The organism is Marivita sp. (assembly GCF_048006345.1).
In the GTDB taxonomy this organism is placed as follows: Bacteria; Pseudomonadota; Alphaproteobacteria; order Rhodobacterales; family Rhodobacteraceae; genus Marivita.
In genome coordinates this window covers 3499035-3514976 of sequence record NZ_CP180351.1, presented here as the reverse complement: position 1 = coordinate 3514976, position 15942 = coordinate 3499035, and the positions used below count along the sequence as shown (strand labels likewise).

The following is a 15942-nucleotide window of genomic DNA, read 5'->3' as shown; positions in this document are numbered from 1 at the left end:
CGGGTTATTCGCTGTCGCCATCGCCATCTTTGTTGAGGAGCCCGTATTTCCGAAGCTTCACGTAGAGGCTTTGTCGGGACAGACCCAGCATCTCGGCAGCGGCTACGCGGTTGTTGCGTGTCAGGCTGACAGCCGTTTCGATGCACATCTTTTCAACCACATCGGTGGTTTCGGAAACGATTTCCTTGAGCGTGGCCGAACCGACAAGTTCCATCACGTTGCGGCTGGATTCTTCGCTTGTCTGTAGCGGCGCTTTGCGCATCGCATCCACACGGCTGATGTCACGAATGACAAAACCCAGTGTCGGTTCACTCCGATCCTCAAAGAACGTGACGGACATCTCGACAGGGGTCTTTGCGCCAAAATCGTTGAGCAGTTTGGTGGAATACATCCGCATCTGGCCGGTGCGGCGGGCATTTTCGACCAGCACACTCATGTCAATCTGACCACGCCCCAGGAAGTCGGCAAAACTGCGGCCCCTCACATCGACGGCATGTGCGGCATCGACAAGATCGAGGAAGGCGTCATTGCACGCTTCGATGGTTCCGTTTGCGGAAGTGAACACAAACGCGTCCGACCCTTTTTCGAACACCGCGGCAAGGTTGTTGGACAGATTGTCGAACCGCGCGGTGGTTTCATCTGCGGTGGTCAGGCGGCAGATCAGAATGCGTTCGCCCGCAGCACGGAACACTTGCGGCGTGATCATCACGCGCTGGCGGCCGCGGCGTGACTGCACTTCGAGGCTTGCATTGCTTTCCGAGATCGAGGCGTTGATCAATGCTTCGGTGAATTCTTCGGGGCGCTTGTCGCGGAATTCCTGCGCAAAGGTCGTGCCGATCAGATCGTCACGGCTGGATTGCAGAAGCGTCGCGGCCGGGTCGTTCAGATCCTTGATCTTGCCGTCGTTGACCGAGACGAAAACGATGTTGTCCCGCACGGTGCGCAACAGCAGACGATAGCGCGCGTCGAATTCGCGCCGCGCCTCGTAGCCCTGTTCAAGCGACATTTGCGCCTGAACCAGCTGCTGCTGCGTTTCCGCGATCGGACGCAGGTCACGACCCAGCATGAGGAAAGACCCGTCCGAGCCGAACGGGTGAAAACTGTACCGAACAGGAAATTCCCAAACCGAATTGTCTGTGTGGTTCAATTCGACGGACCGGGACGGCGTTTCGCCCTTTTCCATCAATTCCATGACCGCTTCGATCTTGGGACGGCTTTCGCGGGTCAGGAAATCCATGAGAGGACGACCCTCCCAATGGCTCAACTTGCCGAAGGAGGTTTCGTTCGGGTTGATCAGGACAGACAGTACCTTTCCGCCGCGCGACACCACGAGAGCAATGTCGGACGCAACAGTAATGATACTCGACAGAACTTCTGCGTCGATAAGTGGTACGGAGCCGCTGCTCCAGAAACTGGACCCACTCGTATTCATTACCGCGTCAAAGACCTGTTTCTGGATTTGTTCTTTTCGCACAGCTTCAGTGCAACCTTCACATCGTTTGTCACCAGATCGACATCAGTCTTTTCTTTGACACCGTCCGCGAGGTTCAGAACAATCCCTCCCAGAACCAGCGGCGGGGGCGCCAAGACACCGGTTCGAATGCGTTTAACCAACTTTGCGATTGATGCAAGCGCGTCGGGACGTGATCCTGAAAACAGGACCATATCGTAGCTTTCATCCGACAGTGCCTTGATGATCGTGTCATCGCGCGCGCCGAACAGAATCCGAACGGATGCACCGGCACGGCGCATCTGTGCCGTGGCCACATGCGGACCAAGGGTGTGGCTGTCATTGCCCTGAAGCAACATCAGCACATTCACGCCATTTGCCATTTCTGACGGCTTAGCGGCCCAGGGAGGCGCGAGCATCGTCAGCAATCCCTGAAGACGCGCGGTCGCAATCGTCACTTTCGCGAAGCCGATGATGTCCTCAGACCACATACGACCCAATTCTCGGGCGGCTTGCGGGATATAGATGTCGACGATCTGGTCCGCGCTGATGCGCCGATCCTTCAGATCCTCAAGCAGCCCTTCGGCGTTGAACGCACCGGGCTGCAGGGAGACTTCCACGAGTTTCTGGATGACGCTGCTTCGAATCGTCTGCGCCCCTTCCTCACCCTTGTCGCTCAGGACAGACAGCACGGTGGACGCCAAAGCAGAGATGTCCAGCCGACTTTCCTCTGCCGACGTACGATCGTCGGTATGGTCGTTTGCCATTGTCACACCCTCGTAGCCGACAATGCATGACACATGTCAGGCATATCAGACATCTCTAGTTTCTGATTCTTACCCATAAATGTCAAAGATAATTGACACTAAATCCCATTCGGCTTTCCTTTCAACAAGGTATAGCGAAGAAAACCACTGAAAAATCGGGAATTAAGCCACGTTTTCAAGAATCGGTAGGCAGATTGACAACTATGTAGGGCAGCCCCCTCAAGGTGTAAGTTTTAGTTGACACTTGCCGCCACGAGTAGATACTTTTTAGGGAGCAAGAACGGAATCGTAGACATGGCAGGATCGCATCGCGCCGCTGGAAAACCAGTCTTCCTCTATACAGAGGAACAGCGCGCACGTCGTGACAACAGCATTTGGACCATCATCCAAGGCGTCCTTGCGCCTATCCAATTCCTTGTTTTCCTTGTGTCTTTGGCTCTGGTCGTCCGCTATCTGGTCACGGGAGCCGGCTATGACGCCGCGACAATTTCCATTCTGATCAAAACCGTTTTCCTGCTCACCATCATGGTCACCGGCGCGATTTGGGAGAAGGTGGTCTTTGGCCAATACCTGTTTGCGCCCGCGTTCTTCTGGGAGGATGTGTTCTCTTTCCTCGTGATCGCACTGCACCTCGCCTATGTCTGGGCGCTCTGGACCAGCGCGCTGAGCCCGACCGAAGAGATGTGGCTCGCCCTTGCGGCTTATGCTGCATACGTCATCAACGCCGGGCAATTCCTTTGGAAGCTGCGTGTCGCACGTCTTCAGGCCAGCGCTTCACCCATTGCAGATGAGGCCACGGCATGACCGAACGGTTCACTCCCCCACCTTCACGTGGTTGCTCCAGTACGCCTGTTCTCAAGGAACGCGGCCAGCACGAGGTCTTTTGCGGTCTGACCGGGATCATCTGGCTGCACCGCAAGATGCAGGACGCGTTCTTCCTTGTCGTGGGCAGCCGCACCTGTGCCCATCTGCTGCAATCTGCGGCGGGCGTCATGATTTTTGCCGAACCCCGCTTTGCAACGGCCATCCTTGAAGAGACCGATCTTGCTGGGATGGCAGACGCACAGCAGGAACTTGACCGTGTCGTCAGTGAGTTGCTCGAGCGTCGCCCGGACATCAAGCAGTTGTTCCTCGTCGGGTCCTGCCCGTCCGAAGTGATCAAGCTTGATCTTGCCAAAGCGGCAGAACGCATGAGTGCACAATTTGCGCCCAATGTCCGCGTGCTGAGCTATTCCGGGTCCGGCATTGAAACGACGTTTACCCAAGGCGAAGACGCCTGTCTTGCTGCGATGGTTCCGGTTCTGCCGCAGACAGATGCGCGCGAACTACTGCTGGTCGGCGCACTTCCCGACGTTGTCGAAGAGCAGGCGGTTGGCCTCCTCGAAGCGATGGGGATCGGTCCGATCCGCATTCTTCCCGCCTCGCGGGTGAATGATGAATATGGCATCGGTCCCAATACGCTTTACGCGCTGACGCAGCCTTTCCTTACCGAAACCCACGAAGCGTTACAGCGCCGTGGCGCAAATCATATCGCCGCGCCCTTCCCCTTTGGTGAAGAAGGGACAACCCAATGGCTGCGGGCGATTGCCGATCAGTTTGGCGTGTCGGATGCCAAGTTTGCCGAAGTCACCGACGCACCGCGTGCCCGGGCGACAAAGGCCGTCGCGCAGGCGTCTGAAGCGCTCCGAGGCAAGTCGGTGTTCTTCTTCCCAGACAGTCAGCTGGAAATCCCGCTGGCCCGGTTCCTGACCCGTGAATGTGGAATGGAAGCAGTGGAAGTGGGTGCGCCCTTTATCCACCGTTCGGTCATGACACCGGACCTCGAACTGTTGTCCGAAGGTCCGATCATCGCCGAAGGCCAGGACGTCGACAAACAGCTTGATCGGTGCCGTGCTGCGCGGCCTGATCTGACCGTTTGCGGCCTCGGCCTTGCCAATCCGCTCGAGGCAGAGGGTCTCACCACCAAGTGGGCCATCGAACTGGTGTTCACGCCAGTGCATTTCTACGAACAGGCGGGTGACCTTGCCGGTCTTTTCTCGCGCCCTGTGCGCCGCCGCAGTCTTCTGAAGATGGAGGCGGCGGAATGAAGCTGACCGTCTGGACATACGAGGGGCCGCCGCATGTGGGTGCGATGCGTGTCGCTACCGCCATGAAGGGCATGCATTACGTTCTGCACGCCCCGCAAGGCGACACCTATGCGGATCTGCTGTTTACCATGATCGAACGGCGTAACCATCGCCCACCGGTCACATACACGACCTTTCAGGCCCGCGATCTGGGAGCGGATACGGCATACCTGTTCAAGGACGCCGCGATGGCCGCTTATGAGCGGTTCAAGCCCGAGGCGATGATCGTCGGCGCATCCTGTACCGCCGAACTGATCCAGGACGATCCCGGCGGTCTTGCCGAGACACTCGGCCTGCCGATCCCGGCCATTCCGCTAGAACTACCCAGCTATCAGCGCAAGGAAAACTTTGGCGCGGACGAGACGTTCTTTCAGATCGTGCGCCACTTGGCCAAGCCGGTCCAAAAGACAGCGCGGATCACTGCGAACCTGATTGGCCCGACCGCGCTGGGCTTCCGCCACCGTGATGACATCACCGAAGTGACGGCGCTGTTGTCCGACATGGGCATTGGCGTGAATGTCGTTGCGCCTTTTGATGCACGTCCTTCGGATATCGCCAATCTGGGTGCCGCGCATTTCAACGTTCTGATGTATCCCGAAACCGCCGAGACAGCCGCGCGCTGGATGGAGCGGGAGCTGGATCTTCCTTACACCAAGGTCGTGCCGATTGGCGTTGGTGCCACGCGCGCCTTCGTTTCGGAAATCGCGTCGATCACCGGACGCAATGTCATTCTCGACGAAAGCCGTCTGCGGATGCCGTGGTATTCGGCCAGCGTTGACAGCACCTATCTGACTGGCAAGCGCGTGTTCCTCTTTGGCGACGGAACACATGTCGCCGCCTGCGCCCGCATCGCCCGCGACGAGATGGGATTCGAGGTGGTGGGCATGGGCTGTTACAACCGTGAACAGGCCCGGATGCTGCGTGGCGTCGCGAAAGAGTTTGGTCTCGAGGCGCTGATCACGGATGATTACCTCGAAGTCGAACGTCGGATCGAAGAACTTGCGCCCGAGTTGATCCTCGGCACCCAGATGGAGCGGCATATCGGCAAGCGTCTGGGCATTCCCTGTGCTGTCATTTCCGCCCCGGTCCATGTTCAGGATTTCCCGGCGCGCTACAGCCCGCAGATGGGGATCGAAGGCGCGAACGTGATCTTCGATACGTGGGTGCATCCGCTGGTCATGGGGCTGGAAGAGCACCTTCTGACCATGTTCCGCGAGGATTTCGAATTTCACGATGACGCAGGTGCCAGCCATCACGGTCACAAAGCCAAACTGCGTGAGACGGGGATCAGCGAAGCAGTCGAACCAGAAACTGTTGCGACACAATCCGCACCGACGCACACCGGCCCGGTCGAGATCGTCTGGCTTCCCGCCGCCGAAAAAGAACTGAAGAAAATCCCGTTCTTCGTGCGGGGCAAAGCCAAGCGCAACACCGAGACCTTCGCGTCCGAGCGCGGTGTTCAGGAAATCAGTGTCGACACGCTATACGAGGCGAAGGCCCATTATGCGCGATAGTTTCTCCGACGCCCGGGCGTATAACATCGCCATCATCACGCTGGACAGCCACTCGGCGGGTCCGGTGGCGCGGGCATCGGTCAACCTGGCGCGGGACTTTCCCGGTCTCAACGTGTCGGTCCACGCAGCGGCCGAATGGGCGGAAACGCCCGAAGCTTTGACTGAAACCAAGGCAGCGATTGCTAACGCTGATATGGTTGTGGCGAACCTGCTGTTCCTCGAAGAGCACATCAAGCCAATCCTTGATGACCTGCGTGCTGTTCGGGACAAGGTTGACGGCATGGTTGGCGTCATTGCCGATGCCGAGATCATCAAGCTGACCAAGCTGGGCAAGCTCGACATGAGCAAACCCGCATCCGGTCTGATGAAGATCCTCAAGTCCCTCAAACCCAAGTCGACGGAGTCAGAGGTCGAGAAGGGCGAAAAGCGGATGCAGCAATTGCGCCGCCTGCCCAAGATGCTCAAGCTGATCCCCGGCAAGGCACAGGATCTGCGGTCGTGGTTCCTTGTCATGCAATATTGGCTGGGCGGGTCTGACGACAACATCGAAGCGATGGTGCGTTACCTCTTGGGCAAATACGCCAAAGGTCGCGCCGAATGGCTGGGCGCAGCGGCAGAAGCGCCGATCGAATACCCGGATGTGGCTCTGTATCACCCCGATTTGCCACAACGAATCACGACGAACTTGGCCGATCTGCCCCGTCCGGCAGAGGTCAAGGCAACCGTTGGTCTGCTGATGATGCGGTCCTACGTGCTTGCGAATGACACCGCGCATTACGATGCGGTCATTCGGGCATTTGAAGCCAAAGGCATGGCCGTGGTTCCGGCCTTTGCCGGTGGTCTGGACGGCCGGCCTGCGATTGCCGAATTCTTCCGTTCCAATGACCGTACCACCATCGACGCCATGGTGTCCCTGACGGGTTTCAGCCTTGTGGGCGGCCCTGCCTACAATGACAGCAGTGCTGCGGTTGAGGTTCTCAAGGACCTCGACATTCCCTACATCGCCGCGCATCCGCTCGAATTCCAGACTTTGGGACAGTGGGCGAATGGTGAGCAGGGTCTGGGGCCGATCGAGACAACGATGCTCATCGCTCTGCCCGAGCTTGATGGAGCAACCTGCCCGACCGTGTTTGGTGGTCGTCACGGACCCGAAGGCTGCAACGGATGCCACTACCGGTGCCCGAGTGATACTGCAAGCAAGGCCATGGCCCCGTGCCGCGAGCGGATTGACAGCCTGGCCGAGAAAACCCTGCGTCAGGCAACGCTGCGCAGGAAGGCGAACGCTGACAAGAATGTTGGCATCGTGCTTTTTGGTTTTCCGCCCAATGCCGGCGCGGTTGGGACTGCGGCTTACCTCAACGTGTTCGAGTCCCTGTTCAACACGCTGCATGCGATGAAGGCCGATGGCTACGACCTTGATCCGCCTGAAACCGTTGCCGCGCTGCGTGCCGCTGTTCTTGAGGGTAATTCCAAGCAATACGGCCAGGAGGCAAATGTCGCCGCTCATGTGAGCGCCGATGACATTGTGCGCAACACGCCCCCGCTCAAGGCCATCGAAGCGGTCTGGGGTCCGGCCCCCGGCAAGATCCAGTCAGACGGACGCGGCGTGTTCGTTCTGGGCGCGCAGTTCGGCAAGGTCTTTGTCGGTGTGCAGCCAACCTTCGGCTACGAAGGCGATCCGATGCGCCTGTTGTTTGAACGTGGTTTCGCACCGACCCATGCCTTCGTCACCTTCTACCTTTGGATGCGCAACACGTTCTGCGCCGATGTGGTGCTGCATTTCGGAATGCATGGCGCGCTGGAATTCATGCCGGGCAAACAAGCCGGGCTGGGCGCGCGTGATTGGCCGGATCGGCTGATCGGCGAGATGCCAAATGTTTATCTCTACGCATCCAACAATCCGTCCGAGGCGTCCTTGGCCAAGCGTCGGTCTGGCGCTGTGACCGTCACGCATTTGACGCCCCCTCTGGCGCAATCCGGTCTCTACAAAGGTCTGCAAGAGCTGAAGGACAGCCTGACACGCTGGCGCTCGCTTGATCCGGCAGACCATGAACGGGCCGAGTTGGAGACATTGATCGCCGAGCAGGCCGCAGCAGTTGATATGGAGGGCGTCGCCCCCGATGCGCTGTGGCTGAAGCTGCTCGAGACCGAAGATGCGCTGATCCCCGATGGTCTGCATATTGTCGGAAAGACGTTCAGCGATGCTGCGCGGGCCGAATACCTCAAGCTGATCGAAACCGCAGACGAAGAAACCAAAGCCCGCGTTGATGCGCTGCTGCAGGAAGAAACCGAGCTTGCCGGTCTTCTGCGCGCGATGGCGGGTCGGTACACGCCGCCGGTTCCAGGTGGCGATCTGATCCGGTCTGCCGATGTTCTGCCCACAGGCCGGAACATTCACGCCTTTGATCCCTTCCGCATGCCGACCGAATTCGCCTGCCGCGATGGTGCAAAGCAGGCAGAGCTTCTGCTGGCGACACACAAGTCGCTGCCTCGCACAGTTGCGCTGGTGCTTTGGGGGTCGGACAACATCAAATCCGATGGCGCTCCCTTGGCGCAGGCCTTGGCTCTGATCGGTGCCAAACCGCGCTTTGACAGCTTCGGCCGCTTGTCAGGTGCCGACCTGATCCCGCTGGAAGAGCTGGGTCGCCCACGGATCGACGTTGTGATGACGCTCTCGGGTATTTTCCGCGATCTTCTGCCGTTGCAGACGCGCATGCTGGCTGAGGCCGCGAAGAAAGCGGCTGAGGCGGATGAGCCGTTGGAGCTGAACTACGTCCGCGCACATGCGTGGGTTTATGCGCAGGAAAACGGTGTCGATCTCGAAACGGCCGCGCTTCGGGTTTTCTCGAACGCTGAAGGTGCCTACGGATCGAACGTGAACGCGCTGGTCGACAGCAGCGCCTTCGGTGACGAAGACGAACTGGCAGATGCTTACGAGGCACGCAAGTCCTTCGCCTACGGTGTGAATGGCAAGGCCATCTCGAACCAAGCACTGCTGCAAGAGACCCTGAAAACCGTCGATGTTGCCTATCAGAACCTCGAATCCGTGGAACTGGGTGTCACAACCGTTGATCACTACTTCGACACGCTGGGTGGCATCTCTCGTGCGGTGAAACGTGCGCGCGGTGGTCAGGAAGCGGCGATCTACATTTCCGACACCACGCGCGGCAACGGCAAGGTTCGCACATTGCAGGACCAGGTCGCGCTGGAAACCCGGTCGCGGAGCCTTAATCCGAAGTGGTTCGAAGGCATGCTCAAGCATGGTGCCGAAGGCGTGCGCCAGATCGAGGCGCAGGTGACCAACACGATGGGCTGGTCCGCCACCACTGGCAAGGTGGAGCCTTGGGTCTATCAGCGGCTCAGCGAAACCTTTGTTCTTGATGCCGAGATGCGCGCCCGTCTCGCCGATCTCAATCCGACCGCGTCGAGCCGCATGGCGAACCGCCTGCTCGAAGCACATGACCGCAATTATTGGCACCCCGACGCCGAAACTCTGGCCGCGTTGCAAGACGCTGCCGACGCTCTGGAAGATCGCCTTGAGGGGATCGCCGCAGAATGAGCGCCAACTCGTATAACCGGAGGCCCAAATGAGCCCACTTGACGCAAAAAGCCCGCCCGCTGCCCGTGCAGCCCTGCGCGAAGCCGCAGGCTTGGAAGCGCGCGGCTTGTCCGCGCCCCCCATCCTCAAGGGTCAGGACGGCGAAGGATCGGTGCAGGTGCATCAGGACAATTCGATGAAGATCGAAGGGGCCAAGGTGTTCGCAGTGTACGGCAAGGGTGGCATCGGCAAGTCGACCACGTCTTCGAACCTGTCGGCCGCGTTTTCCAAGCTGGGCAAGCGAGTTCTGCAGATCGGATGCGACCCCAAGCATGACAGCACCTTTACCCTGACAGGCAAACTGCAACCCACCGTGATCGACATCCTCAAAGAGGTCGATTTCCACGCCGAGGAACTGCGCCCCGAGGATTTCGTCGCAGACGGTTTCAACGGGGTGAAATGCATCGAAGCGGGTGGTCCGCCTGCAGGCACCGGCTGTGGTGGCTACGTGGTCGGGCAGACCGTCAAACTGCTCAAGCAGCATCACCTTCTGGAAGACACGGACGTCGTTCTGTTCGACGTGTTGGGCGATGTGGTCTGCGGTGGCTTTGCCGCCCCGCTGCAACACGCCGATCGCGCCGTGATCGTGACGGCCAATGATTTCGACAGCATCTACGCGATGAACCGGATCATTGCTGCGGTTCAGGCCAAGTCCTCGAACTACAAGGTCCGTCTGGCCGGTTGCGTGGCCAACCGCTCCAAGGATACGGACGAGGTGGATCGCTACTGCAACGAGGTCGGCTTCAAGCGCATCGCGCATATGCCCGATTACGATGCCATCCGCCGGTCGCGTCTGAAGAAGAAAACGCTGTTCGAAATGCCGGACGAGGAAGACATCGTCTTGGCGCGCAAGGAATACATCCGTCTCGCGGAAACCCTGTTCAACGGAACCGAGGCGATGGCGCCGAAGCCGTTGGAAGACCGCGAAATCTTTGAGCTTCTGGGATTCGATTGATGAGCTACGACGCCACACGCGATCGGGTCGAGCATTATTTCGACCGCACGGCGACCAAGGTTTGGGAGCGTCTGACATCGGACGCGCCGGTCAGCCGCATTCGCGAAACCGTCCGTAAAGGCCGGGACCAGATGCGTGACAAATTGTTGTCGGCACTGCCATCGGACCTGAACGGAGTCCGCGTTCTGGATGCGGGCTGCGGCGCGGGGCAGATGACGCAAGAATTGGCGCAGCGCGGTGCCGACGTGGTTGCGGTGGATATCTCTCCGTCGCTGGTCAGAATTGCCCAGGATCGGTTGCCCGAGCATTTGCAGTCGCGTGTGACATTCGCCAGCGGGGACATGCTGTCGGCGGATCACGGCACGTTCGACCATGTGATCGCGATGGATAGCCTGATCTACTATACAGGCTCTGACATCCGCGCGGCCCTTTCCAGACTTGGTGAACGGACGCGTGGGTCGATTGCGTTCACTGTTGCGCCGCGCACACCGCTTTTGATGACCATGTGGTATGCTGGCAAGGTTTTCCCAAAGTCCGACCGGTCGCCGACGATGATCCCGCACGGGCCACAGCGCCTGTCGAAAACGGTCTCTGACATTGGGCAATTGACCGATCTGGGTCGCGTCAACTCCGGCTTCTACATCAGTCAGGCTTTGGAGTTCCGCCCATGATCGTAAGCCGCTCTCAGGTGAAATCCTTGGGCATGAGGATGCTGCCGTTTTCGGACGCGGCATCCGACGATCTGCCTTTGGGTCAACTGTTGCGGCTTGCTTTGTTCCAGGTGTCGGTTGGCATGGCGGGTGTCATGCTGCTGGGCACGTTGAACCGTGTCATGATCGTAGAGCTTTCGGTTCCTGCGACGCTGGTTGCGATCATGGTCGCGCTGCCGGTGCTTATCGCGCCCTTCCGGGCGCTCCTCGGTTTCAAGTCGGACAATTACCGCTCGGCCATCGGCTGGAAGCGCATTCCATACCTCTGGTTCGGCACGCTGTGGCAGTTCGGCGGTCTGGCCGTCATGCCCGCGTGCCTTCTGGTTCTTGGCGGAGATGTCACTCACGACGTGCCATTCGCGGGCGAAGTGCTGGCAGCGCTGGCCTTCATCATGACCGGCCTTGGCATGCACATGACACAGACGGCTGGTTTGGCCCTCGCCGCAGACCGCGCGACGGATGAGACGCGTCCGCGCGTCGTGTCGCTGCTCTATGTCATGTATCTGATCGGTATGGGCGTTTCTGCCATCGTGATCGGCTGGCTGCTGCGGGACTTCTCGGGTGTGCTGCTGATCAGCGTGGTTCAGGGCTGTGCGGTCATGACGTTGGTGCTCAATGTGATCGCGCTTTGGAAGCAAGAACGTGTGCGCCCGATGACCAAGGAAGACCGCGAAGCCCCGCAGCCGTCTTTCAAGGATGCTTGGGCCGATCTGACGGCGGGTGGCACCGCGGGACGCCTTCTGGCGGTCGTGTTTCTGGGCACGATGGCGTTCAACATGCAGGATGTGCTGCTTGAGCCCTATGGCGGCGAAATCCTTGGCTTGAGCGTGTCGTCCACAACTCTGCTGACGGCGACCTGGGCGCTGGGCGCGCTGATCGGGTTCGCCCTCGCGGCGCGTGTTCTGTCCAATGGCGGCAACACGTTCCGCATGGCTTCGGTCGGATTGCTGGCTGGTGTTGCAGCCTTCTGCACGGTGATCTTTGCCGCGCCGATGAATTCGACTGTTTTGTTCTTCCTCGGTGCTGGTCTGATCGGGTTCGGTGGCGGCTACTTTGCCATCTCAACCCTGACCGCCGCCATGATGCTGCCGGTTGAAGGACTTGCCGGACGCGGGCTTGCCCTTGGCGCTTGGGGCGCCGCGCAGGCGACCGCAGCGGGTTTGTCCACCCTGATCGGCGGAGCCACCCGTGATGGCATCAACATGGTCGCGATGTCCGGAAGTCTGGGCGAAGCGCTGGCCACTCCGACGACCGGATACTCCGTCGTCTACCATATCGAAATCGGACTTCTGTTTGCGACGCTCATCGTTTTGGGCCGGCTTGTCAGCCAGAACAGAAGCATCCTCCCCCTCAACCAGAAACCGACAGGGCTGGGCCTTGCCGATTTCCCAACCTGACCAAGGCCCATCAAGGAGAACTGAAGATGACCGAAGACTATATCCTTGGAAACCTCGACCTCGCGAGCATTTCGCTCTGGTTGTTTTTCATTTTCTTTGTTGGACTCGTGATCTGGATTCAGCGCGAAAACCAGCGGGAAGGCTATCCGCTTCTTGACGAAGACGGGAGCCAGGCTGATGCGGGCAGCGTGTTCCCGAACCCTGCGGACAAGACATTCCTTCTGCCGCATGGCCGGGGCGAGTACACGGTTCCATCGGGCCAGACACCCGAGCGTACGGATATCGACGCAAAACTGACCCGCCAGTTCGACAGCGGCGGTTTCCCCTTCGATCCGGTTGGCAATCCGCTGGCTGACGGCGTTGGGCCGGGCAGCTGGGCGCCGCGTCGGGACGAGCCGGAACTGGATGGCCATGGTCATCCGAAGATCATCCCGATGTCGGGCAGCGAACATTTCCGCGTGTCCGCCGGTCGCGATCCGCGCGGTCTTCCGGTTGTGGCCGGTGACGGGGCCATCGTCGGCAAGATTACCGACATGTGGGTCGATGAACCGGAACAGATGGTGCGCTACCTCGAGATGGAACTGGATGCCGAATACGGCGGTGGGTCGCGCCTTGTGCCGATCACCTTTACCCGCATCTGGGGCAACCGTGTGAAGATCCGGTCGATCTTTGGCGAACATTTTGCCGGTGTGCCGCAGCTCGCATCACCGAAACAGATCACCAAGCTCGAGGAAGAAAAAGTCAGTGCCTACTACGGCGGTGGCACGCTCTACGCCAGCAAGGAACGCCAAGAGCCGCAGATCTGAACAAGACTAAGGACCAACAGCCGCAGCCACGGCTTTCGGAAAGGGAACCCATCATGTCGCACGACGATTTTCAGGTTGAACCGGTCAAAGGTCTTCCAGAGACACCTCCCGAGGGGGAGGTGATCCTCTGGCAAGGCAAACCGGATTGGTGGGCGCTTTCCAAGGAGTCGCTGAACGTTCTGTGGGTCGCGGGATACTTTGTCTTCCTTGCGGCGTGGCGGTTCGTGGCTGTGGTCGATCTCATGCCCTTGGGGCAGGCAATCTGGGCATCGGTGCCATTCCTGATCCTTGGCGCAATCGTGTGTGTCCTGCTGATTGGGATTGCTTGGACGCAGGCGCATTACACCGTCTACACGGTGACAAATCGCCGGGTCGCCATGCGGATTGGTGCGGCGCTGACGGTCACTTTGAACCTGCCTTTCAAGCAGATCGGTGCAGCCAATCTGGACCTGCGCAAGTCAGGTACAGGTACCATCGCGTTCGATCTTCTGGGGGATACACGGATCAGCTATCTTGTGTGCTGGCCGCATGTCCGCCCGTGGCGTATTTCGCCGACACAGCCTGCGCTTCGGTGCATCCCAGACGCCGAAACCATTGCCGCAATGATTGCCGAAGCCGCGCAAGCGCGCGTGTCGATGCCTGAGGTGGAGCGCACACGCCGTGCCGCACCTTCGGCTGTCGCGGCTGAATAGGGAGCGCCGGACATGCAAACGCAAACCGTCGACAAAGCCCGTATCCACGCCACCGAACGCGAACTCGTGCCGCGTCTGTTCGTGCGAGCGATGTTCGGCATGGTCATGCTCTGCCTCGTCATGGTCAGCGCCTATCGTTGGCTGGATGGCCCGGTTCAATACACAGCGCCGGACTCACCCGTCGTGATCGAGAAAACGCTCTTCCTCGAAGGTGCCATGAGCGGTGCCGCAAAAGTTTTTGCCGAGGATGGCACAGTGATTGCCGAGTACGCGCCAGAAGAAGGCGGGTTTATTTCCGGCATGTGGCGCGTCCTGCAACGGGAGCGCACCAAGGCACGTGTCGATCTGAACGGTCCGGTGATCGTTCGGGCACGTGAGAATAACCGTCTTGAGATCTTTGATCCCAGCACGGGATGGGGGGCTGACCTGATGGGGTTCGGCGCCGACAACTCAGCAGCCTTCGCCAGGCTTCTGAAATAACCGAAAGGGAATCGGAAAATGGGTCTGTTGACAAAAGAGATTGAAAGGGCGCCGTGCACAGTGGAAATCAGCCACTGTTTTGAAAGCCTGCACGCGCATGTGCGATTCAACAACGGCGCCGTGATTTACCCCGGCGACGAGGTAAGGGTTCAGGGGCCTGAGATCATGGCCCCCTTCGGCGAGGTTGTTTCCGAGGATCGGGAAGCGATCATCGTCCGCGCGTCAAAGCTCGAACAGCTTTGGACTCGCCTGACCGGGGATTTCGAAGTGATGGAGCTTTGCGAATTCTCCTTCTCTGAAGAGGTGACGCTATGAACGCCTACACTGGAAAACACACCGCTGATGCGACGTCCGTCGAAGAAGGCCTGGCCATCCAAGAAGAGCAGGCAAAGTACGACGACGATTTCGCAACCGAAACCGCGATGGCGAACACGCTGCTCACGCCACGCTTCTACACCACCGATTTCGATGAGCTGGACGCGATCAATGTCGATGGCATCCGCGCGGAATGGGACGAGTTGATTGCCCAGATGGAAGCAGACCCGAACAAGGGCCACTTCAAGAAGAACGAAGACTGGGATCATGTCGACTGGGAAAACATGGAGCCGCAGCTGAAGAAGGAGTTCATCGACTTCCTGATCTCAAGCTGTACCGCCGAATTCTCGGGCTGCGTCCTCTACAAGGAAATGAAGCGGCGCGGCAACAACAAGGACATCACACAGCTGTTCCAGCTGATGGCGCGGGATGAGGCACGGCATGCCGGATTCATCAATGACGCGCTGCGTGAAGCGGGCCTGCGGGTGAACCTTGGCTTCCTGACACAGTCGAAGAAATACACCTATTTCCGGCCCAAGTTCATCTACTACGCCACCTACCTGTCGGAAAAGATCGGCTATGCCCGCTACATCACGATCTTCCGGCACCTTGAGGCGAACCCGGAGCACCGTTTCCACCCGATCTTCAAGTGGTTCGAAGAGTGGTGCAATGACGAGTTCAGCCATGGTGAGGCGTTCGCGCTTCTGATGAAGACCGACCCCAAGTTGACCAGCGGCGTGAATGTCTACTGGATCAAGTTCTTCCTGACGGCGGTCTATGCCACGATGTATGTCCGCGATCACCAGCGACCCGCATTCCACAAGGCACTGGGCGTGGACCCGGATTGGTATGCGCATGAGGTCTTCACCAAGACATCCGAGCTGACCAAGCAAATCTTCCCGATCACGCTGGATATCGACCATCCGCGTTGGCAACCAACACTGGAACGTTTGCAGCGCGCCAATGTGCAGATCGCCGCCGGCAAGAAGCAAGGCGGTCTGGGTGGCAAACTCAAGGAACTGGCAGGGTCCGCCAAGGCAGCATCATGCTTTGCATCTCTCTACTTCATTCCGGTGAAGAAACATAAGGTACCTGCCGTAACGCGACTGGTGCCGTCTTACTGATTTGGTTT

General features: G+C 59.1%; 14 protein-coding genes. 12 read left to right on the top strand and 2 right to left on the bottom strand.

The window, feature by feature from the left end; genetic code table 11:
- Positions 1–4: 4 nt before the first annotated feature.
- Together ppsR and ACMVPR_RS17150 are read right to left on the bottom strand one after the other, a co-directional pair.
- Positions 5–1432 carry a transcriptional regulator PpsR gene (gene ppsR / locus ACMVPR_RS17155; RefSeq protein WP_416883862.1) on the bottom strand — a complete coding sequence of 476 codons (1428 nt, stop codon included), beginning with the start codon at positions 1430–1432 and terminating at the stop codon, positions 5–7.
- Positions 1432–2217, bottom strand: a complete 786-nt coding sequence (locus tag ACMVPR_RS17150; RefSeq protein WP_300584372.1) for a cobalamin B12-binding domain-containing protein — start codon at positions 2215–2217, stop codon at positions 1432–1434. Before ACMVPR_RS17150 ends, ppsR begins: the two co-directional genes overlap by 1 nt.
- 294 nt (positions 2218–2511) lie before the next feature.
- Here ACMVPR_RS17150 and bchF point away from each other — a divergent pair, with 294 nt between their 5' ends.
- The 12 genes from bchF to acsF all read left to right on the top strand — a co-directional run bounded on the left by bchF (position 2512) and on the right by acsF (position 15934).
- The gene (gene bchF, locus ACMVPR_RS17145; RefSeq protein ID WP_300584374.1) at positions 2512–3021 is read left to right on the top strand and encodes a 2-vinyl bacteriochlorophyllide hydratase; all 510 of its coding nucleotides are present in this window, start codon (positions 2512–2514) and stop codon (positions 3019–3021) included.
- Complete coding sequence (locus ACMVPR_RS17140; protein ID WP_416883861.1) at positions 3018–4304, top strand: ferredoxin:protochlorophyllide reductase (ATP-dependent) subunit N; 1287 nt, start codon at positions 3018–3020, stop codon at positions 4302–4304. The genes bchF and ACMVPR_RS17140 overlap by 4 nt, the downstream gene beginning before the upstream one ends.
- A complete protein-coding gene (gene bchB / locus ACMVPR_RS17135; protein WP_416883860.1) occupies positions 4301–5857 on the top strand; it encodes a ferredoxin:protochlorophyllide reductase (ATP-dependent) subunit B in 1557 nt (518 codons plus the stop codon). The genes ACMVPR_RS17140 and bchB overlap by 4 nt, the downstream gene beginning before the upstream one ends.
- On the top strand, positions 5847–9416 hold the full coding sequence (locus tag ACMVPR_RS17130) for a magnesium chelatase subunit H (RefSeq protein WP_416883859.1): 3570 nt from the start codon (positions 5847–5849) through the stop codon (positions 9414–9416). Before bchB ends, ACMVPR_RS17130 begins: the two co-directional genes overlap by 11 nt.
- A gap of 175 nt (positions 9417–9591) precedes the next feature.
- Positions 9592–10410 (top strand): ferredoxin:protochlorophyllide reductase (ATP-dependent) iron-sulfur ATP-binding protein, encoded by an 819-nt coding sequence (gene bchL, locus ACMVPR_RS17125; protein WP_300584452.1) that lies wholly within the window; start codon positions 9592–9594, stop codon positions 10408–10410.
- Positions 10410–11081 carry a magnesium protoporphyrin IX methyltransferase gene (gene bchM / locus ACMVPR_RS17120; RefSeq protein ID WP_416883858.1) on the top strand — a complete coding sequence of 224 codons (672 nt, stop codon included), beginning with the start codon at positions 10410–10412 and terminating at the stop codon, positions 11079–11081. Before bchL ends, bchM begins: the two co-directional genes overlap by 1 nt.
- A complete protein-coding gene (locus ACMVPR_RS17115) occupies positions 11078–12517 on the top strand; it encodes a PucC family protein (protein ID WP_416883857.1) in 1440 nt (479 codons plus the stop codon). Before bchM ends, ACMVPR_RS17115 begins: the two co-directional genes overlap by 4 nt.
- Positions 12518–12543: 26 nt before the next feature.
- Positions 12544–13323, top strand: a complete 780-nt coding sequence (gene puhA / locus ACMVPR_RS17110) for a photosynthetic reaction center subunit H (protein WP_416883856.1) — start codon at positions 12544–12546, stop codon at positions 13321–13323.
- A 53-nt stretch (positions 13324–13376) separates the two neighbouring features.
- On the top strand, positions 13377–14015 hold the full coding sequence (gene puhB / locus ACMVPR_RS17105) for a photosynthetic complex putative assembly protein PuhB (RefSeq protein ID WP_300584386.1): 639 nt from the start codon (positions 13377–13379) through the stop codon (positions 14013–14015).
- A gap of 12 nt (positions 14016–14027) precedes the next feature.
- Entirely contained in the window at positions 14028–14495 is a 468-nt protein-coding gene (gene puhC, locus ACMVPR_RS17100) for a photosynthetic complex assembly protein PuhC (RefSeq protein ID WP_416883855.1), read from the top strand.
- A gap of 18 nt (positions 14496–14513) precedes the next feature.
- Positions 14514–14810, top strand: coding sequence for a hypothetical protein (locus tag ACMVPR_RS17095; RefSeq protein ID WP_292264881.1), 297 nt, complete (start codon positions 14514–14516; stop codon positions 14808–14810).
- The gene (acsF, locus tag ACMVPR_RS17090; RefSeq protein WP_300584391.1) at positions 14807–15934 is read left to right on the top strand and encodes a magnesium-protoporphyrin IX monomethyl ester (oxidative) cyclase; all 1128 of its coding nucleotides are present in this window, start codon (positions 14807–14809) and stop codon (positions 15932–15934) included. The genes ACMVPR_RS17095 and acsF overlap by 4 nt, the downstream gene beginning before the upstream one ends.
- The last annotated feature ends 8 nt before the right edge of the window (positions 15935–15942 follow it).